Annotated in this window: 18 protein-coding genes; 10 read left to right on the plus strand and 8 right to left on the minus strand. The window is 74.0% G+C overall.

Annotated features, from left to right (window positions below):
• Positions 1-283: 283 nt before the first annotated feature.
• The gene (locus tag AMPC_RS01130; protein ID WP_248343714.1) at positions 284-583 is read right to left on the minus strand and encodes a DUF2795 domain-containing protein; all 300 of its coding nucleotides are present in this window, start codon (positions 581-583) and stop codon (positions 284-286) included.
• A gap of 185 nt (positions 584-768) precedes the next feature.
• Between AMPC_RS01130 and AMPC_RS01135 the strand changes: the two genes are divergently transcribed.
• The 5 genes from AMPC_RS01135 to AMPC_RS01155 all read left to right on the plus strand — a co-directional run bounded on the left by AMPC_RS01135 (position 769) and on the right by AMPC_RS01155 (position 4273).
• Positions 769-1695, plus strand: coding sequence for a class I fructose-bisphosphate aldolase (locus AMPC_RS01135; protein ID WP_248343715.1), 927 nt, complete (start codon positions 769-771; stop codon positions 1693-1695).
• Between the two features lie 99 nt (positions 1696-1794).
• A complete protein-coding gene (locus AMPC_RS01140; protein WP_248343716.1) occupies positions 1795-2280 on the plus strand; it encodes a serine O-acetyltransferase in 486 nt (161 codons plus the stop codon).
• Positions 2281-2407: 127 nt separating this feature from the next.
• Positions 2408-2926, plus strand: coding sequence for a DUF507 family protein (locus tag AMPC_RS01145; protein ID WP_248343717.1), 519 nt, complete (start codon positions 2408-2410; stop codon positions 2924-2926).
• A gap of 208 nt (positions 2927-3134) precedes the next feature.
• On the plus strand, positions 3135-3938 hold the full coding sequence (locus AMPC_RS01150) for a hypothetical protein (protein WP_248343718.1): 804 nt from the start codon (positions 3135-3137) through the stop codon (positions 3936-3938).
• Complete coding sequence (locus AMPC_RS01155; protein ID WP_248343719.1) at positions 3935-4273, plus strand: hypothetical protein; 339 nt, start codon at positions 3935-3937, stop codon at positions 4271-4273. The genes AMPC_RS01150 and AMPC_RS01155 overlap by 4 nt, the downstream gene beginning before the upstream one ends.
• A 57-nt stretch (positions 4274-4330) precedes the next feature.
• On the opposite strand, the gene AMPC_RS01160 is transcribed toward AMPC_RS01155, so the two are convergent.
• From AMPC_RS01160 to AMPC_RS01170, 3 genes are all read right to left on the minus strand, one after another.
• The gene (locus tag AMPC_RS01160) at positions 4331-5101 is read right to left on the minus strand and encodes a DUF3108 domain-containing protein (RefSeq protein ID WP_248343720.1); all 771 of its coding nucleotides are present in this window, start codon (positions 5099-5101) and stop codon (positions 4331-4333) included.
• Between the two features lie 61 nt (positions 5102-5162).
• A complete protein-coding gene (locus AMPC_RS01165; RefSeq protein WP_248343721.1) occupies positions 5163-6902 on the minus strand; it encodes a DUF4091 domain-containing protein in 1740 nt (579 codons plus the stop codon).
• Positions 6903-6944: 42 nt separating this feature from the next.
• A complete protein-coding gene (locus tag AMPC_RS01170; RefSeq protein ID WP_248343722.1) occupies positions 6945-7691 on the minus strand; it encodes a DUF3108 domain-containing protein in 747 nt (248 codons plus the stop codon).
• Positions 7692-7816: 125 nt separating this feature from the next.
• On the opposite strand from AMPC_RS01170, the gene AMPC_RS01175 reads away from it, so the two are divergent.
• Positions 7817-8038, plus strand: a complete 222-nt coding sequence (locus AMPC_RS01175; RefSeq protein ID WP_248343723.1) for a transcription elongation factor 1 family protein — start codon at positions 7817-7819, stop codon at positions 8036-8038.
• Positions 8039-8084: 46 nt separating this feature from the next.
• On the opposite strand, the gene AMPC_RS01180 is transcribed toward AMPC_RS01175, so the two are convergent.
• Genes AMPC_RS01180 through AMPC_RS01190 form a run of 3 tightly spaced genes read right to left on the minus strand, consistent with a single transcriptional unit; the run spans position 8085 to position 10890 of the window.
• Positions 8085-8729 carry a YggS family pyridoxal phosphate-dependent enzyme gene (locus tag AMPC_RS01180; protein ID WP_248343724.1) on the minus strand — a complete coding sequence of 215 codons (645 nt, stop codon included), beginning with the start codon at positions 8727-8729 and terminating at the stop codon, positions 8085-8087.
• Positions 8726-9301, minus strand: a complete 576-nt coding sequence (locus AMPC_RS01185; RefSeq protein ID WP_248343725.1) for a Maf family protein — start codon at positions 9299-9301, stop codon at positions 8726-8728. The genes AMPC_RS01180 and AMPC_RS01185 overlap by 4 nt, the downstream gene beginning before the upstream one ends.
• Before the next feature lie 17 nt (positions 9302-9318).
• On the minus strand, positions 9319-10890 hold the full coding sequence (locus tag AMPC_RS01190) for a peptidylprolyl isomerase (RefSeq protein ID WP_248343726.1): 1572 nt from the start codon (positions 10888-10890) through the stop codon (positions 9319-9321).
• 198 nt (positions 10891-11088) lie between these two features.
• On the opposite strand from AMPC_RS01190, the gene mreC reads away from it, so the two are divergent.
• The 4 genes from mreC (at position 11089) to rodA (ending at position 16309) form a co-directional block, all read left to right on the plus strand.
• On the plus strand, positions 11089-12321 hold the full coding sequence (gene mreC / locus AMPC_RS01195) for a rod shape-determining protein MreC (protein WP_248343727.1): 1233 nt from the start codon (positions 11089-11091) through the stop codon (positions 12319-12321).
• On the plus strand, positions 12318-12827 hold the full coding sequence (locus AMPC_RS01200) for a hypothetical protein (protein ID WP_248343728.1): 510 nt from the start codon (positions 12318-12320) through the stop codon (positions 12825-12827). Before mreC ends, AMPC_RS01200 begins: the two co-directional genes overlap by 4 nt.
• Positions 12828-12891: 64 nt before the next feature.
• The gene (mrdA, locus tag AMPC_RS01205; protein ID WP_263009630.1) at positions 12892-15186 is read left to right on the plus strand and encodes a penicillin-binding protein 2; all 2295 of its coding nucleotides are present in this window, start codon (positions 12892-12894) and stop codon (positions 15184-15186) included.
• A complete protein-coding gene (gene rodA / locus AMPC_RS01215; protein ID WP_248343729.1) occupies positions 15176-16309 on the plus strand; it encodes a rod shape-determining protein RodA in 1134 nt (377 codons plus the stop codon). The genes mrdA and rodA overlap by 11 nt, the downstream gene beginning before the upstream one ends.
• Positions 16310-16335: 26 nt before the next feature.
• Here the strand turns inward: rodA and trxA are convergent, their stop codons facing one another.
• Entirely contained in the window at positions 16336-16665 is a 330-nt protein-coding gene (gene trxA, locus AMPC_RS01220; RefSeq protein WP_248343730.1) for a thioredoxin, read from the minus strand.
• Positions 16666-16756 lie beyond the last annotated feature (91 nt).

The following is a 16756-nucleotide window of genomic DNA, read 5'->3' on the forward strand; positions in this document are numbered from 1 at the left end:
CGCGACCCGCGAAGGCGGGCGCGGAGGCGCAAGGGCCCCGGCGAGCAGGGGTGGGGCCCCGACGGCTCTGCCGGCGGGGCGGGGCAGCATGCCCCGTGTAAAAGCCGGGGTCCCAGCGCAGCTGGGGAGGGGCGCAGCCCCTCCAAGCCGGGCGAGCCTCCGCGACCCGCGAAGGCGGGCGCGGAGGCGCAAGGGCCCCGGCGAGCAAGGGTGGGGCCCCGACGGCTCCGCCGGCGGGGCGGGGCAGCATGCCCCGTGTAACAACCGGGCAGCATGCCCCGTTCTACGGATGCCGGGTAGGCGCCGCCCCCGTCTCGACCGCCTCCTTGCCCAGGTTCCCGCGGTGGCGCACGTCGCGCCCGAACATCCCGAATCGGGCACCGGCCTCCCCGAACTCGCGCTGGACCTCGTCGGGGCTCTGGTAGATCCGGTCCGGCAGGCTCCGGAGGAAGTTGATCGCGTCCGCCGGCGCGCCCGCCTCGGCGGCGGCGGTGGCGAGGTCGTCCCGCGAGATGGGGTACTCCACCTCGGAGAGGATCGCCGAAGGGCTCTGCTCGGGTGGCTCGCCGATTCCCATGGCCATGCGCTTTCTCTCCCGGTCGAGGGGTCTGGCGGAACCATGCGCAGCCCCGTCCCGGTGCGCCACCTCGCCGCGATCGCCGCCGCCCGCAGGGGCCGATTCCCCTTGATTGATCGCTCGGGGAGTCCCTAAATACGGGGCGCCGCGCAGCAGCCGGACCACACCAGAACTTCACGGGGAGAACGTCGATGCCTCAGCACACGGAGCGGGTGAAGGAGATCCTGTCCTGGTACTCGTCTGACAACGCCGGGACGCTCACCAACCTCTCGCGCCTGCTCAACCACGGCCGGCTGGCGGGCACGGGCAAGCTCGTCATCCTGCCGGTGGACCAGGGCTTCGAGCACGGCCCGGCGCGCTCCTTCGCGCCGAACCCGGCCGGCTACGACCCCGACTACCACTTCCAGCTCGCCATCGAGGCCGGCTGCAACGCCTACGCGGCGCCGCTCGGCTTCATCGAGGCCGGCGCGGCCAGGTTCGCCGGCCAGATCCCGCTCATCCTCAAGGTGAACAACTCCGACTCGCTCTCCAAGCTCGGCGGGGCGCCCTGCTCGGCGGTCACCGCCGGCGTGAAGGACGCGATCCGGCTCGGCTGCGTGGCCATCGGCTACACCATCTACCCCGGGTCCGACGCCCGCAACACGCAGCTCGAGGAGCTGCGCGACCTCACCGCCGAGGCGAAGGCCAACGGCCTCGCGGTGGTGGTCTGGAGCTACCCGCGCGGCGGCGGCGTCTCCAAGGACGGCGAGACCGCCATCGACGTCGCCGCGTACGCGGCGCAGATCGCGGCGCAGATGGGCGCGCACATCATCAAGGTGAAGCCGCCCACCGAGTTCCTCGAGCAGGGCGAGGCGAAGAAGGTCTACGAGAAGCAGAACATCCCCATCAAGACGCTCTCCGAGCGCGTGCGCCACGTGGTGCAGAGCGCCTTCAACGGCAAGCGGATCGTCATCTTCTCCGGCGGCCCGGCCAAGGGCACCGAGGAGGTGCTCGCCGAGATCAAGGGGATCAAGGAGGGCGGCGCGTTCGGCTCGATCATGGGCCGCAACGCCTTCCAGCGGCCGAAGGCCGAGGCGCTGAAGCTCCTCGACCAGGTGATGAAGATCTACGAGAGCTAGGCGTCGAATCGCGCGGCGGCGCCGGTCGCCGTCCCGGATACGGCCACCCCCTTCAGGGTGGCCGTTTTCGTTTTTCCGAGCGCGCAGGTTTCTTCCGCCATGCTCGACGCACTCTCGCTGCAGCGCGCCGCCCACTACCTCCACGTGCGCGGGGTGCCGCTCGTGCCGCGCGTCCTCAAGCGGGCCATCCTCCACCTGTACGGGAGCGTGCTCGACCCGGAGACGGAGTTCGGCGAGGGGACGGTGCTGGGGTACGGCGGCCTCAACATGGTCATCCACCCGGAGGCGCGGCTCGGCCGGCGGGTGCTCATCTCGCACGGCGTGACCATCGGCGGGCGGGCCGGCATGCCGGGACTGCCCGTGATCGAGGACGACGTGAAGATCGGGGCCGGGGCGAAGATCCTGGGTCCGGTCCGCATCGGCCGCGGCGCGCTCATCGGCGCCAACGCGGTGGTGGTCCACGACGTCCGGCCGAACGCGGTGGCGGTCGGGATCCCGGCGCGCGAGGTGCCGTCCCGAGGCCGCGTGGTGGAGGCGGCCGACGACCCGGAAGTGGCGTCGGTCACAAATGAATTTCGGCACTGAGCCAGCGGCTTTTTTCCTTGCCACTCGCGGCGAGCGAGGTTTATTACGGGGTTCACTCACTGATTCGCGGTCACAGCACGCGGCTGCATCGCGGCTTCCGGCCGCGATGTCGAGCCGAGGACGGTCCATGCGCCTTTACCCGAAGGTCATTCCCACCATCGCCCGCGAGGTCGTCCAGACCTTGATGCAGGAAGGCGACATCGAGGTGGAGACCATGCGCATCGCGGACGCCGAGATGGACATGGCGGCGATCATGAAGGAGTACCTCGCCGCGGAGGAGCGGGTGAACGCGGCGACCCGCGAGGCGCTCGACCGGCGCGGGTACGATCACTCCCGGTTCAACCAGGTGAAGCGCGAGATGGCCGACGTCCGCGGCTTCAAGATGGGCGACGAGGGGATCGAGTACGTCATCGGCCAGATGATCGAGTTCCTGCTCATCTCGCGGAACGTCGAGGAGGTCTACTCCGACGACCCGCCGCTCCGTAAGAAGGTCTTCGGGATCTTCAAGAAGCACCTCGACGTGGACGACGAGATCGACCGGGAGGCCCGGGCCCGCCTGAAGCACCTGCAGGAGGGGACCCAGGCGTTCGAGATCGAGTACCAGAAGACGATCGAGCTTCTCCGCCGCTCCCGCGGCCTGATCTAGCTCGGCGCGGGATCCCGGGCTGCGTCGGACGGGCTCGTCGACTGCGCTGCTCGGCGTACGAAATCGGTACGCCTGCGCTGCTCGCTCCTCTCGCGCCCGCCTCGCTCCGGGCTTTCGCGCCTCGTGAGCCGTCGCTGTAGGTCCGTTCGGCAGTTTTCTTGACCCCCGATATCGCCGGATTACTCTCGCCGCGGGCGAGGAGGTCCGGGTGGCGCGGGGAGAGAGCTATTACGTCGGCATTCGCGGGAGCGCGGCCATCGCCACCGCTCCCCTCGACGACGAGGCCGCGGTCGCCCGCGCCGAGCACCTCGGGCCGGGCGAGATGCGCCGGGTCCCCTACGCCGGCGAGCTGCTCGGGGCCGCGCGGATCCGGGCCGGCTTCGTGCCCGTCCCCTTCGACGCCTTCGACCGCGCCTCGCAGGCGCTCGGCGCCGAGGAGCAGGCCGCCTACCTCCAGCTCCTGCGGCTCTCCTGGGGAGAGGGGCGGAACTTCTGCCGGGCCGCGAAGCGCGAGCTGATGGCGCGGCTGGCGCTCTCGGAGCGCCGCCTCAACCACGTCCTCGACGGCGTCGTCGAGAAGGGCTTCGCCCGCCCCCTGCACCGCGACAACCGCGGCACGCTCTACCGCGTCTACCTCCCGGCCGAGGCGTTCGGCGAGCCGCTCGGGGACGAGGTGCTCTGCGGCCGCGCCCAGCCGCCCCCGGGCGCCGCCGACCCGCAGCCGCCCTCGCCGCCCCGCCTCCGGCTCGCCGCCTCCCGCCCGGACGCCGCCGCGCCGGCGCACCCCGCGCGCCGGGGCCTCGGACAGGGCCCGGGCGGCGAGCTGCTCGCCCTGGCGCGGCGGCTCGCGCGCGCCCGCACCGGCGGCGAGTCCGAGGGGGCGGTCGAGGCCGCCGTCCACGAGGTGAAGGATCTCTTCTCCGAGGGCCACAGCCCCGCCCAGGTGGAGGCCTGCATCCGCGCCGTGGCCCGGCGCGCCGGGCGCGACCAGGAACAAGGAGCCGCATCGTGACCAAGACCGCCGTCGCCTTCGCCCGCGAGGCCGAGACCCTCGCTCCCGCTCCGGTCACCGAGCTGCGGCCGCTGCGGCGCCGCCTCCTCCTGGCCGGAGCCGACCCGGTGATGCTCGACTTCGCCGAGGACGACCTCGCGGTGGCCCGCGGCGCCATCTCCGCGATCGCGGATCGGCTCAACACCGTCGAGGGGGCGCTCCGGAGCTCCCAGACCCGCGGCCCCGACCTGATGGCGCTGGCGCTCGCCGACGGCGAGGAGGACCTCGCCAGCCTCGAGGCGTCGCTCGGCAACCTGCGCCGGCGCCTCGCGCAGCTCGCCGGCCGCGTGCGCTGAGCGACGCGGATCCCGGCGCCTCCCGGAGCGCGAGCGGTCGCCGGGACGGCGCCGCGACTACTCCCCCGCCTGCAGCGGCGTCGCCACGGCGTGGAGCATCGCCCGCACCGGCCCGAGGTCGATCTCGCTCACCGCCGCGACCGGCAGCCGCCGCGCGTCGGTGCTGTACCAGAGGTGGAACGGGCGCCGGGCGCCGATCTTGTCCGCCCGCTCGGCCACCGCGTCGAGCCGCACCGTCTGGAACGACCCGGCCTCGGTGTCGACCTTCTCGGTGCCCGGCGCGAGCGTGGCCTTCACGTGCCAGTAGCGCCGGTTCGCGACCAGGTCGAAGCAGTAGGTGGTGCCCGGCCGCGGGTCGGCGGCCCGCAGGTAGTAGACCAGCGTGACGAGGTCGAGCGCCTCGGCCTGCCGCTCGAAGCGGGTCACGCCCTTCTTGTCCCCGAACTGCCACGAGAGGCTCGGCTGGGCGGGCTGACCGGCCAGCCTCACCTCGGTGGACTTGCGCACGCCGTCCTCGTCCACGTCGTCGCGGTAGCGGTCGGGCCGCAGCGTGCGCGCGTCGAACCAGCTCATCGCCTGCCCCTTCACCCGCCGGACCTTGGCGAACACCGAGGTGTTCTGGAGCCGGGCGCGGACCGGGATCACCGCCCCGCCGGAGGTGGCGGGCTCGACGGTGGCGCGCAGCGTGCCGGCCTTCACCACGCCCATCACGTCGAGGTCGAAGGAGAGCCGCTCCCCCTCGCGGAAGGGGAGCGCGCCCGGGCGCAGGGGCGGGAGGCCGCAGGCGGGGGGAGCCGAGAGGAGCAGGGCGGCGAGGAGGGCGGTCATCGGGCGCGCGGGCGAGGCGCCGGTCCGGCGGCGACGCGGGGCGCCGCTCCGGCGGCGGCGGTCAGCGCCGGGCCAGCCCCCGGGCCACCGCGGCGGCGAGCTGCCGGCGCGCCGCCAGGTACCGCGCCGGGTCGCGCTCCCAGCGCCGGGGGTCGGGCGCCAGGGCCGAGGCGAGCCGCTCGGCGAGCTCGCGCTGGCCGGCCGCGGCGGCGAGGCGCAGCAGCTCCAGATCCTCGAGCCCGTCCCGGATCTGCGTCAGGCGGATCGACTCGACCGGGAACGGGTGCGTCCCGCCGAGCCGCTCCGGCCTGCCGGGGTAGAGCAGCGTCCCGTCGCCGTTCCCGGCGAAGTCTCGCGCGTCCGTCCATGGGTCGCGGCCCCATGACTGGAGCATATCGTAGTAGAGCTCGCCGGCCACGCCGGCGCGGAACGCGAGCCAGCCCATGGCGCGGGCGGCGGCGCCGGGTCGGTCGATCTCGTAGCCGGGCCAGCCCGAGTAGGCCCGCAGCATCGCCTCGCGGTCGCGCCCGCCCTCCGGCAGCTCGCCGCAGCCGTGGCTGGTACAGGAGGCGTACCACCACGGGAGCGCGCCCTCCGGGCGGCCCGGCCGCGGCGCCCCCCGGAGCCCGCGCGCGCGCAGGTCGAGGAAGGCCGGGAGGTTCGGGGCCCAGACGTCCACCAGCCCCTCGAGCTCGCGCCTCGGCGTGGTGGTCGCGAAGACCGGCACCCCGGCCGCCCGGGCCGCGCGGGCGCGCCGGGCGAGCTCCGGGAGCTGCGCCGGCGAAGGCTCATCGAGCGTGTAGAGGAAGAGCCGCCCCGCCCACCCGCGCGCCTCGAAGTGCTGGCGCCAGGCGCGGAGCGTCGCCAGGAGCGCCGACTCCGGCCCCTGCCAGACCGCCGCCGGGATCCGCACCTCGGCGAAGCCGCCCCGCACGCCGGGCACCAGCGTGCCGTCGAGGATGGGGCCGACCTCGGCGTCGTAGGCGCGCCAGTCGAGCGCGCAGGCGCGCTCGTCGCAGCGCCCCCCCGGCGGATCGGCCGAGAGCCCGTGCGGCGTGAGCCGGTGGCGCAGCGCCGCGGCCGCGAGCGCCCGCGCCAGCGCGGGATCGCCCGGCCGGCCCAGGGCGGCGGTGCCGGTCCGGGTGGAGAGGCCGAAGGTGGCCGGGAAGGTGGGCGTGGCGGGGAGGGCGAAGGGCCAGACCTCGAGCGCGACGGGCACGCGCCCGAGGAACCGGGCGCCGTCCCCGAGCCGCACCTCGCCGCGGTACGCGCCGGCGGCGGCGCCGGGGGGCACGCAGACCTCCACCCAGATCGCCTGGAGCCGCCCGGGCGGCACCGCGACCGGGAAGGCGCGGCGGGGCTCGTGGAAGTAGGCGTCCTCCACCGGCACGAGCGGATCGGGCCACTCGCCGGCCGCGCCGTCCGGGCCGGAGCCGCGCCGGAAGGAGAGGGTGGCCACGCGGTAGAGCTGCACCGGGATCGCGCCGCCGGGTCCGGCGAGCGGAGCGGCGCGGGCCGTCAGCGCGGCGAGGCCCGCCGGCGCGCGCACCGCCACCTGCGCCGACTCGCACTCGCCCCGCGCGGCGGCGAGCGCGATGGCTTGCTCCGGCGGCACGGGGTCGGCGAGGCGGAGCTTGTCGAGGCTGGTGGCGACGCCGAGCGCCACCGGCGCCGCGGCGACCGGCGCCGGCGGGGGCTCGGGCCGCTGCGGGCGCGGCTCACGGGCGGCGTCCCCCGCCGAAGCCAAGGCGAGGGGCAGCGCGAGGGCGAGCGCGGCGAGCGGTGGGCGGGAGCGGATCACGGCGGGTGGGGGGCGGCCGGCAGGGCAGGGCAGGATGGCCGCTCAGCGGCGGGCGACCTCGCCCCCGGCCTTGTAGCCCCGGAGCGTGGCGACGACGCTCCCCACCGCGAAGTCGGCGCTGATCTTCACCGGCACGTGCCGGGGATCGTCGGAGAGCCAGAGCCAGGTCTCTCGGCTGTGGAAGCTCCCCTTCATCTCCGAGCGCACGCGCACCTTGACGGCGTCCCACGCCCCGGCGGGCGTCTCGACGCGCTCCCGGCCGACGACCTCCGCCACGAGCGGGAAGCTCTGCGCGTTCACGAAGACCGGGAACTCGTAGCGGGCGCCGGGGGCGAGCGGCTGCAGCCGCAGGTACATGAGGGCGCCGGCCATGTCCTGCACCGCCGGCGGCACGTCGAAGGTCCGCTCCAGCAGCTTCCCCGGGCGGTGGGTCTGGACGTACAGCTTCCCGGCCTCCCGGTCGAAGCGGGAGCGATCGGAGTGGCGGTCGCCGATCTCGATGGAGTTGCTGTCCGAGCCCCGCGGCAGCCGGGCCTCCGAGTCCCAGTAGCTGACGAGGTGCTCGCGGATGTCGAGCATCCCCGAGATCCCCTCCGTCCGGCCCTGCAGGACGATGGGCCAGATGCTCCCCTCCGCCTTGCCGACGCTGATGCGAGCCTGGCCGGCGTGCACGTGGAGGTACTCGACGGCGAGGTCGATCTGCTCGCCGGGCGTGATCGGCTCCTGTCCGGGCGCCGCCAGGGCGGTCGTCGTGAAGACGGCAAGGGCGGCGATCAGGCGGACGATCATTCGGGCGACCTCCAGAGAGCAACCCGAATGTCGATCCCGCCCCTCCCCGGCGCCAGCGCCCGATCGGCGGCCCCCGCTGGCGGCCGGGCGAGCGGCTGGCGTACCATCGGCGGACTGGAGCGCGCATGGCCTTCGACCCGCACGAGATGGACGACGACGACCCCGGCAGCAAGGACGGCGCGGGGCCGCAGCGGAAGTACACCGAGTTCGACTGCCCGGAGTGCAACGCCAACAACCCGGTGGACGACCCGATCGCCGACGGGGCGGAGCTTCGCTGCAACTACTGCGGCGAGGAGTTCAGGGCCCACTTGACCGACGAGGGCCGCCTCAAGCTGCGGCTGCTCTGACGTCTCCGCCGGGGCCCCAGCGCCCCTGGGGGAATCCTCGCGAGCTCTAGCCGGCCCTGGGCGCCCGCGCCCCGAAGATGGCCGTCCCGACCCGCACCAGCGTCGCCCCCTCCGCGACGGCCGCGAGGTAGTCCCCGCTCATCCCCATCGAGAGGTCGGGCAGCCCGAGCGCCTCGTTCATCCGGCGCAGCGCCGCGAAGTGGGGGCGGGGATCGCCCTCGGCCGGCGGGATGCACATGAGCCCGCGCAGCTCGAGCGCCGGCAGGCCCCGCACCGCGTCGGCGAGCGCCCCGACCTCGGCCGGCGCGCAGCCCGCCTTGGCGGCCTCGCCGGCCACGTTCACCTCGAGGAGCACGCGCACGGAGGCGCCGCGCGCCGCGAAGCGCCTCGAGAGCTCGCGGGCGAGCTCGAGCCGGTCCAGCGTGTGCACGTAGCCCACCCGGCCGGCGAGGTACTTCACCTTGTTGGTCTGGAGCCCGCCGATGAAGTGCCAGACGAGCTCGGGGAGATCGGCGAGCGCGTCGGCCTTGGCGCGCCACTCCTGCGCGTAGTTCTCGCCGAAGTGGCGCTGCCCGGCGGCGTAGGCCTCGCGCACCGCCTCGGGCGGCTGCGTCTTCGAGACCGCGACCAGCGTGACCCGCTCCGGGAGGCCGGCGCGGATCGCGCCCAGCCGCTCGGCGATCCCGCTCACGGCCCGCTCCAGGGGAGGGGATGGCCCACCTCGGCGAGCAGCGCCAGCGTCTCCGCGACCGGCAGCCCCACGATGTTCGTGACGCTGCCCTCCACCTCGCGCACGAAGGCGCCGCCGAGCCCCTGCACCGCGTAGGCGCCGGCCTTGTCGAGCGGCTCGCCGGTGGCGACGTACCAGTCGATCTGCGCGACCGAGAGGCGGGCGAACCTCACCGCGCTCGAGACCACCAGGCCGCGCTCGGGCCCGCCGCGCACGCGCAGGCAGACGCCGGTCAGCACCTCGTGGTCCCGCCCCGAGAGCGTCCGCAGCATGCGGCGGGCGTCCTCGGGCGAGGTGGGCTTGCCGAGGACCGCGCCGTCCACCACCACCGCGGTGTCGGCGGCGAGGACCAGCGCGCCGTCCACGGCGCGGGCCTTCTCGGCGGCGACCCGGGCCACGTAGGCGCGGGCCGCCTCGCCGGGGAGCTGCCGCTCGTCGGCGTGCGCCGGGCGGACCTCCAGCGCGAGCCCGAGCGACTCGAGCAGCTCCCGCCGGCGCGGGCTCGCCGAGGCGAGCGTGAGGATGCCGGGCACGGAGCCTCCTGCGGCCGCTAGTCGAGCTCGACGTTCGGGGCGGGCACGTTCCCGCGCGTGAACGCGTCGTTGACCTTCACCTTGGCCTGGGCGCGGAGCGCCTTCACCCACGCCTGCTCGGCCTGCGACTCCTTGCGGTCGCGCAGCCGCGCGGCGAGGTCCTGCTTCTGGGCCTCGAACTGGGCCGGGTCGGGCCGCTGGCGGTCCTTCACCTGGGCGACGACCGTGCCCTGCGGCGTCTCGTACACCCTGGGCAGCAGCTGGCCGGCGGAGGCCTTGAAGGCGTCCGCCTCGAGCTCGGGGGACGGCCCGACGCGCGGCACCGCCGCGGCCGTGGCGCCGAACAGGCCGGTCGACTCGGCGGCCACCTGCTCGAGCGGGCTCTTCGCCTCCTTGGCGGCCGGGAAGAGCTCGGCGAGCGGCTTGCCGGTCTTCTTCGCGGTGGCGAGCGCCTCGGCGGCGCGGGCCTCCGCCGCCTTGCGGGCGAGGTCGCCCTGCAGCAGCTCGCGGGCGATGTCGGCGCGCGCCTGCTCGAGCGGGATCACCTTCGGCTCCTGGACCTCCTCCACCTGGAGCACGTGCCAGCCGAAGCGGGTGCGGGTGGGGCCGACCACCGCGCCGGGCTTGGCGCCGAAGGCCGCGTCCTCGAACGGCTTAGCCATCACGCCCTGGCCGAAGAACCCGAGCTCGCCGCCCCTGTCCTTGGAGCCCGGGTCGTCGGACGTCTCCTGGGCGACCTTGGCGAAGTCCTCGCCCTTCTCGATGCGGGCCTTGATGGCGTCGGCCTTCTTCTTCGCGTCCTCGTCCACGGCCTTGCCGGCCGCCTCGTCGGCCTTCACGAGGATGTGGCGGGCGCGGACGCGCTTCTTGAGGTCGTAGCGGGCGGTGTTGTCCTTGTAGAACTTCTCGATGCGGGGCCCGTTCGCGGCCATGAAGGCCTGCGCCTGCGCGTCGGTCGGCTTCTGCTCGGTCTTGAGCGCGGCGTAGGGGAAGCGGACGAACTCGAGGTTCACCCGATCGCTCTCCGACAGCCACGCCTCCTTGACCTCGTCGTCCGACACCTTCGAGGTCTCGCGCAGCAGGGCGAGCATCTTGCCGTAGGCGAGGTCGCGGCGGAGCCGCTCCTCGTACTTGGCCGGCGAGCCGAAGTAGTTGGTGACCGCGCGCTTGTAGAGGTCGTAGTCGAAGCGGCCGTCGGTCTGGAAGGCGGGGTTCTCCTTCACCGCCCGCGAGAGCTCGTCGTCGCTCACCGCCACGCCGTGCGCGTCGGCCTGCTGCAGCACCAGCTCGCGCTCGACGAGCTGGTCCATCGCCACCTTGCGCAGGCCGAGCTGATCGGCGAGCTCGCGCGAGAAGGCCTGGCCGGCGCGGGCCTGGTAGAGCCGGAAGAGCTGGGCGTAGTGCTGGTCGAAGTCGGCCGCGGTGATGGTCGTGCCGTTCACCTTGGCCGCCCACGCCGGCGCCGACGCGCTCCCGCCCGAGCAGCCCCGGGACCCGGGGCCGAAGCTCACCACGAAGACGACGATGATGATGCCGAACAGGACGTAGGTGAGGACGCTGCGGGCATTCGCCCTCAGGATGTCGAGCATGGAACGCGCGCTCCGGTTGTTGAACTGGGCGGCGCGTGGTTCCCGGGCCGCCTGGAAAGGTGGAACACCCTAGCGAACATGCGCTAAAATGCAAGGGAATTTCGAGATGGCGACAACGGGTTCGGCCTGGGTGTATGAGGTGGTCCCTCGACCCGGAGGGCTGCCCTTCCTCGCGCCGGAGATCGCGTGTTCGGATTGTTGAAGCGGTACCGTGAGCTGCTCCTCATAGCGGTGCTGCTCCTGCTCCCGCTGGTGGTGTACTTCGCCCATGCCAGGCGTCAGGCCGAGCAGCTGTCCAGGTTCGACCGGACCCTGCTCTGGCTGACGAGCCCCGTGGAGAAGGGCATCCACTGGGCCGTGTCGGGCGTCCAGCGCGGCTGGTACGGGTACGTCGCGCTCCGGCACGCGCACCAGAAGGCCGACGCGCTCCAGCGCCGGCTCGACCTCTACGAGCTCGAGCGCCAGCAGCTCCTGCAGGAGCGGTCCGAGAACGGTCGCCTGCACGCGCTCCTCGGCATGGCCGAGACCTCCCCCGAGCGCCGGTACCAGGGCGCCCGGGTGGTCGGTGTCCGGCTCGATCCCAAGGGGCTGCAGCTCGTCACCATCGACCGCGGCGCCGACGACGGCATCGCGCGCATGATGCCGGTGGTGGTGGCGAAGGGGGTGGTGGGGCGGGTGCACGCCGTCACCGCCTCCAGCGCCGACGTCCTCGTGCTCTCCGACCGGAACAGCTCGATCGCCTCGCGCGTGGAGCGCTCGCGGGCCCGGGCCAACGTCCGCGGGACCGGCGAGCCCTGGAGCTGCCGGCTCGACTACGCCCTGCGCGCCGAGGACATGGTGGAGGGCGACCTGCTCGTCACCTCCGGCACCGACGGCGTCTACCCGCGCGGCCTGCCGGTGGGCCGGGTCACGCACCTGAAGCGCACCGGCTACGGGCTCTACCAGTACGCGGAGGTGGTCCCGGCGGTGGAGCTCACCAAGCTCGAGGAGGTGCTCGTCATCACCTCGCCCATCGATCGCGCCGAGGAGAGCGCCGAGCCGCCGCCGCAGCCGGTCGCCGCCGGCGCGCCCGGGAGCCCCATCCCCGGCGCCCCCCCGACCCCCGGCGCCACCCCCGCGCCGGGCGCCACGCCGGCGCCGGGCGCAGCGGCGCAGCCGCCCGCCAGCGCCACGGCCGCCGCGGCCGGGCCCGCCGGCGCGGCCAGCCCCACCGCCACCGCGCCCGGGCCCGCGGGCGCCGCGGGCCCCACCCCCGCGCCGGCCTCGCCGGGCGCGGTCGCCCCCGCGCCGCGGGCCAGCCCCACGCCGGCCGCCGGCCTCGCGCCGGCCCGCGCCCCCGCGCCGGTCCGCGTCCCGGCTGCCGGCGCGGCCTCCCCGGCCCCGCCGGGCGTCGCCGCCCAGACGCCGCGCCCCGCCGGAGCCCGTCCGTGAGGCCGCTCATCACCTTCCTCTTCGCGCTCCTCCTGGCGTCGCTGCAGGCCGGGCTCCTGCGCTACCTCGGGGGCGGGGCGGTCTCGATCTCCCTCGTCCTGCCCTGCGTCGTGTACCTCGGCCTGTTCGCCGGGAACGTGGAGGGGGCCATCGGCGCCGCCGCGGTCGGCTACCTGCTCGACCTGCTCGCCGGGACGCCCAAGGGGCTCATGACCTTCCTGGCGGTCGGCTGCTTCCTCGTCTGCCGGCTGGTGGCCGGGGCGGTGGAGGTGCGGAGCCGCACCGCGTTCGCGGTGCTCTCCGGGCTCACCGCCTTCCTGGCGGGGCTCGGCGCCCTCTTCCTGACGCGGCTCGTGGTGCCGGCGGAGGCGGCCCCCGGCGGGCGGCTGGTCTGGCGCCTCCTGGTCGAGGCGCTGCTCACGGCCTCGGTCTCGCCGCTCATCCGGGCGGCCATGCGCTGGCTCGACGGGCTGTTCACCAGGGAGGAGGCCGGGCTGCTCCGCTGACGCTCCTCTTTCGGCCGTCGAGGCCGAATGCGGGGCGCCCGCCTGCTGTTCCGACACTCGAACGATGCCCGTCGTCCCTCCCACCGCGCCCGGAACGGCGCAGCGCGCCCTCAGGCCCCGCACCTACTGGATGGGGGCCTTCGCCACGCTCGCCTTCCTCGTCCTCCTCGGGCGGCTCTACCACCTCCAGATCCTGCACGGGGACGAGTACAAGGAGCGGGCCGACGAGAACTTCGTGAAGGAGCTGCGCGTCCCGGCGGACCGCGGGCTCGTCGTGGACCGCAACCACACCGTGCTGGTGGACTCGCGGCCGAGCTACGACGTCACGCTCACGCCCTACTTCTGCGCCAGGCGCTGCCCGGAGGTGGTGAACCAGCTCGGGCAGATGCTGTCCTTCGAGCCGGACGAGCTCGAGCGCGCGCAGGGGCGGCTGGCGGCGTCGCGCGGCCTCGCCCGCTTCAAGCCGTTCACGGTGAAGGTGGACATCACGCGCGAGGAGCTCGACCTCTTCGAGGCGCACAAGCTCGACCTGCCGGGCGTGGACGTGCAGCCCACCCCGCACCGCAACTACCGCTACGGCGCGCTCGGCGGGCACCTCGTCGGCTACATGAACGAGATCGGCTCCGACGAGATGGAGCGGCTCAACGAGGAGATGAAGGACGCCGGCGCCTCCGCGCTCCCGTACCAGCTCGGAGACTACATCGGCCGCCGCGGCCTCGAGCGCCGCTTCGAGGCGGAGCTCCGCGGCGTGGACGGCAAGAAGCGCGTGGTGGTGGACGCTCGCGGCAACGCCAAGCCCGAGTCGGACCTCATCCCCGAGGACCAGCGCTTCGAGCCCTCCAAGCCGGGGCTCAACGCGGTGCTCTCGCTCGACTGGCGGCTGCAGGAGTTCGCCGAGAAGACCTTCCCGGCGACCGCCGGCGTGGTGGTCGCGATGGACCCGCGCACCGGCTACATCCTCGCGCTGGTGGACCGGCCGGCGCCGGACCCGAACAAGCTCTCCGGGCGCATCACGCGCAAGGAGCTCGAGGCCATCCACAAGGACCCGCTCCAGCCCGAGCTCTTCCGCGCCATCCAGCAGCACTACCACCCGGGCTCCACGTTCAAGGTGGTCACCGGCATCGCCGCCCTCGAGGAGGGCGTCTTCAAGCCGGGCGGCACCGTCTACTGTCCGGGCTACTTCTTCCTCGGCGGCCACCGCTGGCGCTGCGACAAGGAGAAGGGGCACGGCACCATCGACCTCGAGCACGCGCTCGGGGCCTCCTGCGACGTCTTCTTCTACGACCTCGGCAACCGGCTCGGCGCCGACCGCATCGCCAAGTGGGGCAACCTGCTCGGCCTCGGCCACCCGACCGGCTTCGACCTCGCCGGCGAGATCTCGGGCGTCATGCCCGACGCCGCCTGGCACCAGAAGCACATCCCCGGCGGCTACGCCCACGGCATGAGCGTGAACCTGGCCATCGGCCAGGGCGACGTGAACGTCACGCCCATGCAGCAGGTGGTGATGTACGGCGCCCTCGCCTCCGGCGTGGTCTGGAAGCCGCAGGCGGTGCTCCGGCTCGAGGACGCCAAGGGCGAGACGGTGAAGGACTTCCCGCCCTCCGAGCGCGGCCGGCTGAACCTCAAGCCGGGGACGCGCGAGGAGGTGCTGAAGGGGCTCGAGGCGGCCGTGAACGAGCCGTTCGGGACGGCCTACGCGCAGCGGCTCAAGGACGTGAAGATGGCCGGCAAGACCGGCACCGCCCAGGTGGTGGCGCTCGGCGCGCACCGGCTCAAGGCCTGGCAGATGGGGTACTTCGAGCGCGACCACGCCTGGTTCGCCGCCTTCGCGCCCATGGAGGCGCCGGAGATCGTGGTGGTGGTCCTGAACGAGCACGCCGGCTTCGGCGCCAGCAACGCCGCCCCGACCGCGAGCGCCCTCGTGAAGTACTACTTCGAGCTCAAGAAGCAGGACGAGGCGGCGAAGCTCCTCGCCGCGCAGCAGGCGGCGAGCGGCGGCCCGCCGCTCGCAGCGACGCCGTCCGCCACGCCGGCCGGCTCCGGCGCGGCGCCCCTCGCCCCGGCGGTGGCCGCGGCGAGCGGCCCGGTCGCGCCCGCCCCCGGACAGCCCGCCGGGGCGATCCCGGGCGCCGCGCCGCAGCCCGCTCCGGCCACCGGCCCGGCCGCCCTCGCGCCGGTCCCGGTCGCGCCGGCCCAGCCGGGCGGGGCGGTGGTCCCGGCCTCCGCCCCGGCGCTCCCGGCCACGCCGCCCGCGCCGCTGCCGGCCGCCGAGCTGCCGGCCCCGAAGCCCGCCCCGGACCGGCGCGCCCCCGCGCGCCCGGCCTCCCCGACCTCCGAAGGAGCGAAGCGTGGCGCTTGACGTGCCCCTCGGCCGGCTGCCCTCGGCCTCGTCCTCGGGGCGCGCCTTCGCGCGCTTCCCGTGGCACATCGCCTTCCTGGTGCTCGCCATCTCGGCGACCGGCATCTGGAACCTCGCCTCGGCCTCGCGCAGCGCCCACGCGCCGGTCTGGATCTCGCAGATGTGGTGGATGGCCGGGGGCGCCACCCTGGCGCTCGCCATCGCGCTGCTCGACTACCGGACCTTCCTGCGCGTCGGCTACGTCTTCTACGCGGGGGTGGTGCTCCTGCTGCTCGCCGTGCTGGTGAAGGGGCGGCTCGTGATGGGCGCCCGGCGCTGGCTCACGGTCGGCCCCATCAACTTCCAGCCCTCGGAGCTCGCCAAGATCGCGGTGCTCCTCGCGCTGGCGCGCTACTTCCACTATGACCTCGACAAGCGGCGCGACGGCTACGGGCTCTTCACGCTCGCCATCCCCATGGCCATCACGCTGGTCCCGGCGGTGCTCATCCTCAAGGAGCCCGACCTCGGCACGGCGCTCATCGTGGTGGCGGTGGGGGCGACGATGATCCTCTTCGCCAAGGTGAAGTGGCGCACGCTCGCGCTCGTGGGCTGCGTCGGCCTCGCCGGCTCGGTCTTCGCCTGGCCGCACCTCAAGCCGTACCAGCGCAAGCGGGTGGAGACCTTCCTCAACCCGGAGGGCGACTCGCTCGGCGCCGGCTACCACGCCACGCAGTCGATGATCGCGGTCGGCTCGGGGCAGGCGCTCGGGAAGGGCTGGGGGCAGGGGACCCAGACGCTGCTCTCGTTCCTCCCCGAGCAGCACACCGACTTCATCTTCTCGGTCTGGGCGGAGGAGCACGGCTTCGCCGGCTGCGCGCTCCTGCTCCTGCTCTACTACGCGCTCGTGACCGCGGCGCTCACCGTGGCCGGGAACGCGCGCGAGCGCTTCGGCCACTTCGTGGCGGTGGGGGTCACCGCCATGCTCTTCTGGCACGCCTTCATCAACATGGGGATGGTGACGGGCGTGCTGCCGGTGGTGGGGGTGACCCTGCCGCTCATGAGCTACGGCGGGTCGTCGGTCATCGCCGTCTACTTCGGCGTGGGGCTGCTCGCGAACGTCGGGATGCGGCGGTTCGTGAACTGAGGTCGAACCGCCGCGACCCGGCGGCGCTAGACCACCTTCTGGAGGGCGGAGACGATCTTGGCCTTGGGAACCGAGCCGACGATGGTGTCCACCACCCGCCCGCCCTTGAAGACGAGGAGCGTGGGGATGGAGCGGATGCCGAACTGCTGGGGCACGCCCTGGTGGTCGTCGATGTTCATCTTCGCCACCTTCACCTTGCCCTTGAACTCGGACGCGACCTCGTCCACGGCCGGCGCGATCGCCTTGCAGGGGCCGCACCAGACGGCCCAGAAGTCCACCAGCACGGGGACCTCGCTCTTCAGCACCTCCGCCTCGAAGGTGGAGTCCTGCAGGGTGACGACGTCGTTCGATGCCATGTCGCTGCTCCTCGATGGGTTCGCACGTGGAAGGAAACGTTCTGGACGCGCGATCCCTAACTCACGCCCGGGGGGGAGGCAAGCCGCTCCT

It is taken from the genome of Anaeromyxobacter paludicola (genome assembly GCF_023169965.1).
In the GTDB taxonomy this organism is placed as follows: domain Bacteria; phylum Myxococcota; class Myxococcia; order Myxococcales; family Anaeromyxobacteraceae; genus Anaeromyxobacter_B; species Anaeromyxobacter_B paludicola.

Bases quoted from the DNA above. Each gene is read 5' to 3' on its own strand.
- AMPC_RS01175 (WP_248343723.1), top strand. From the start codon at position 7,817: ATGGCCTTCGACCCGCACGAGATGGACGACGACGACCCCGGCAGCAAG.
- AMPC_RS01145 (WP_248343717.1), top strand. From the start codon at position 2,408: ATGCGCCTTTACCCGAAGGTCATTCCCACCATCGCCCGCGAGGTCGTC.
- AMPC_RS01135 (WP_248343715.1), top strand. From the start codon at position 769: ATGCCTCAGCACACGGAGCGGGTGAAGGAGATCCTGTCCTGGTACTCG.
- AMPC_RS01130 (WP_248343714.1), bottom strand. From the start codon at position 583: ATGGCCATGGGAATCGGCGAGCCACCCGAGCAGAGCCCTTCGGCGATC.
- trxA (WP_248343730.1), bottom strand. From the start codon at position 16,665: ATGGCATCGAACGACGTCGTCACCCTGCAGGACTCCACCTTCGAGGCG.
- mrdA (WP_263009630.1), top strand. From the start codon at position 12,892: ATGCCCGTCGTCCCTCCCACCGCGCCCGGAACGGCGCAGCGCGCCCTC.
- AMPC_RS01190 (WP_248343726.1), bottom strand. From the start codon at position 10,890: ATGCTCGACATCCTGAGGGCGAATGCCCGCAGCGTCCTCACCTACGTC.
- AMPC_RS01170 (WP_248343722.1), bottom strand. From the start codon at position 7,691: ATGATCGTCCGCCTGATCGCCGCCCTTGCCGTCTTCACGACGACCGCC.
- AMPC_RS01140 (WP_248343716.1), top strand. From the start codon at position 1,795: ATGCTCGACGCACTCTCGCTGCAGCGCGCCGCCCACTACCTCCACGTG.
- AMPC_RS01160 (WP_248343720.1), bottom strand. From the start codon at position 5,101: ATGACCGCCCTCCTCGCCGCCCTGCTCCTCTCGGCTCCCCCCGCCTGC.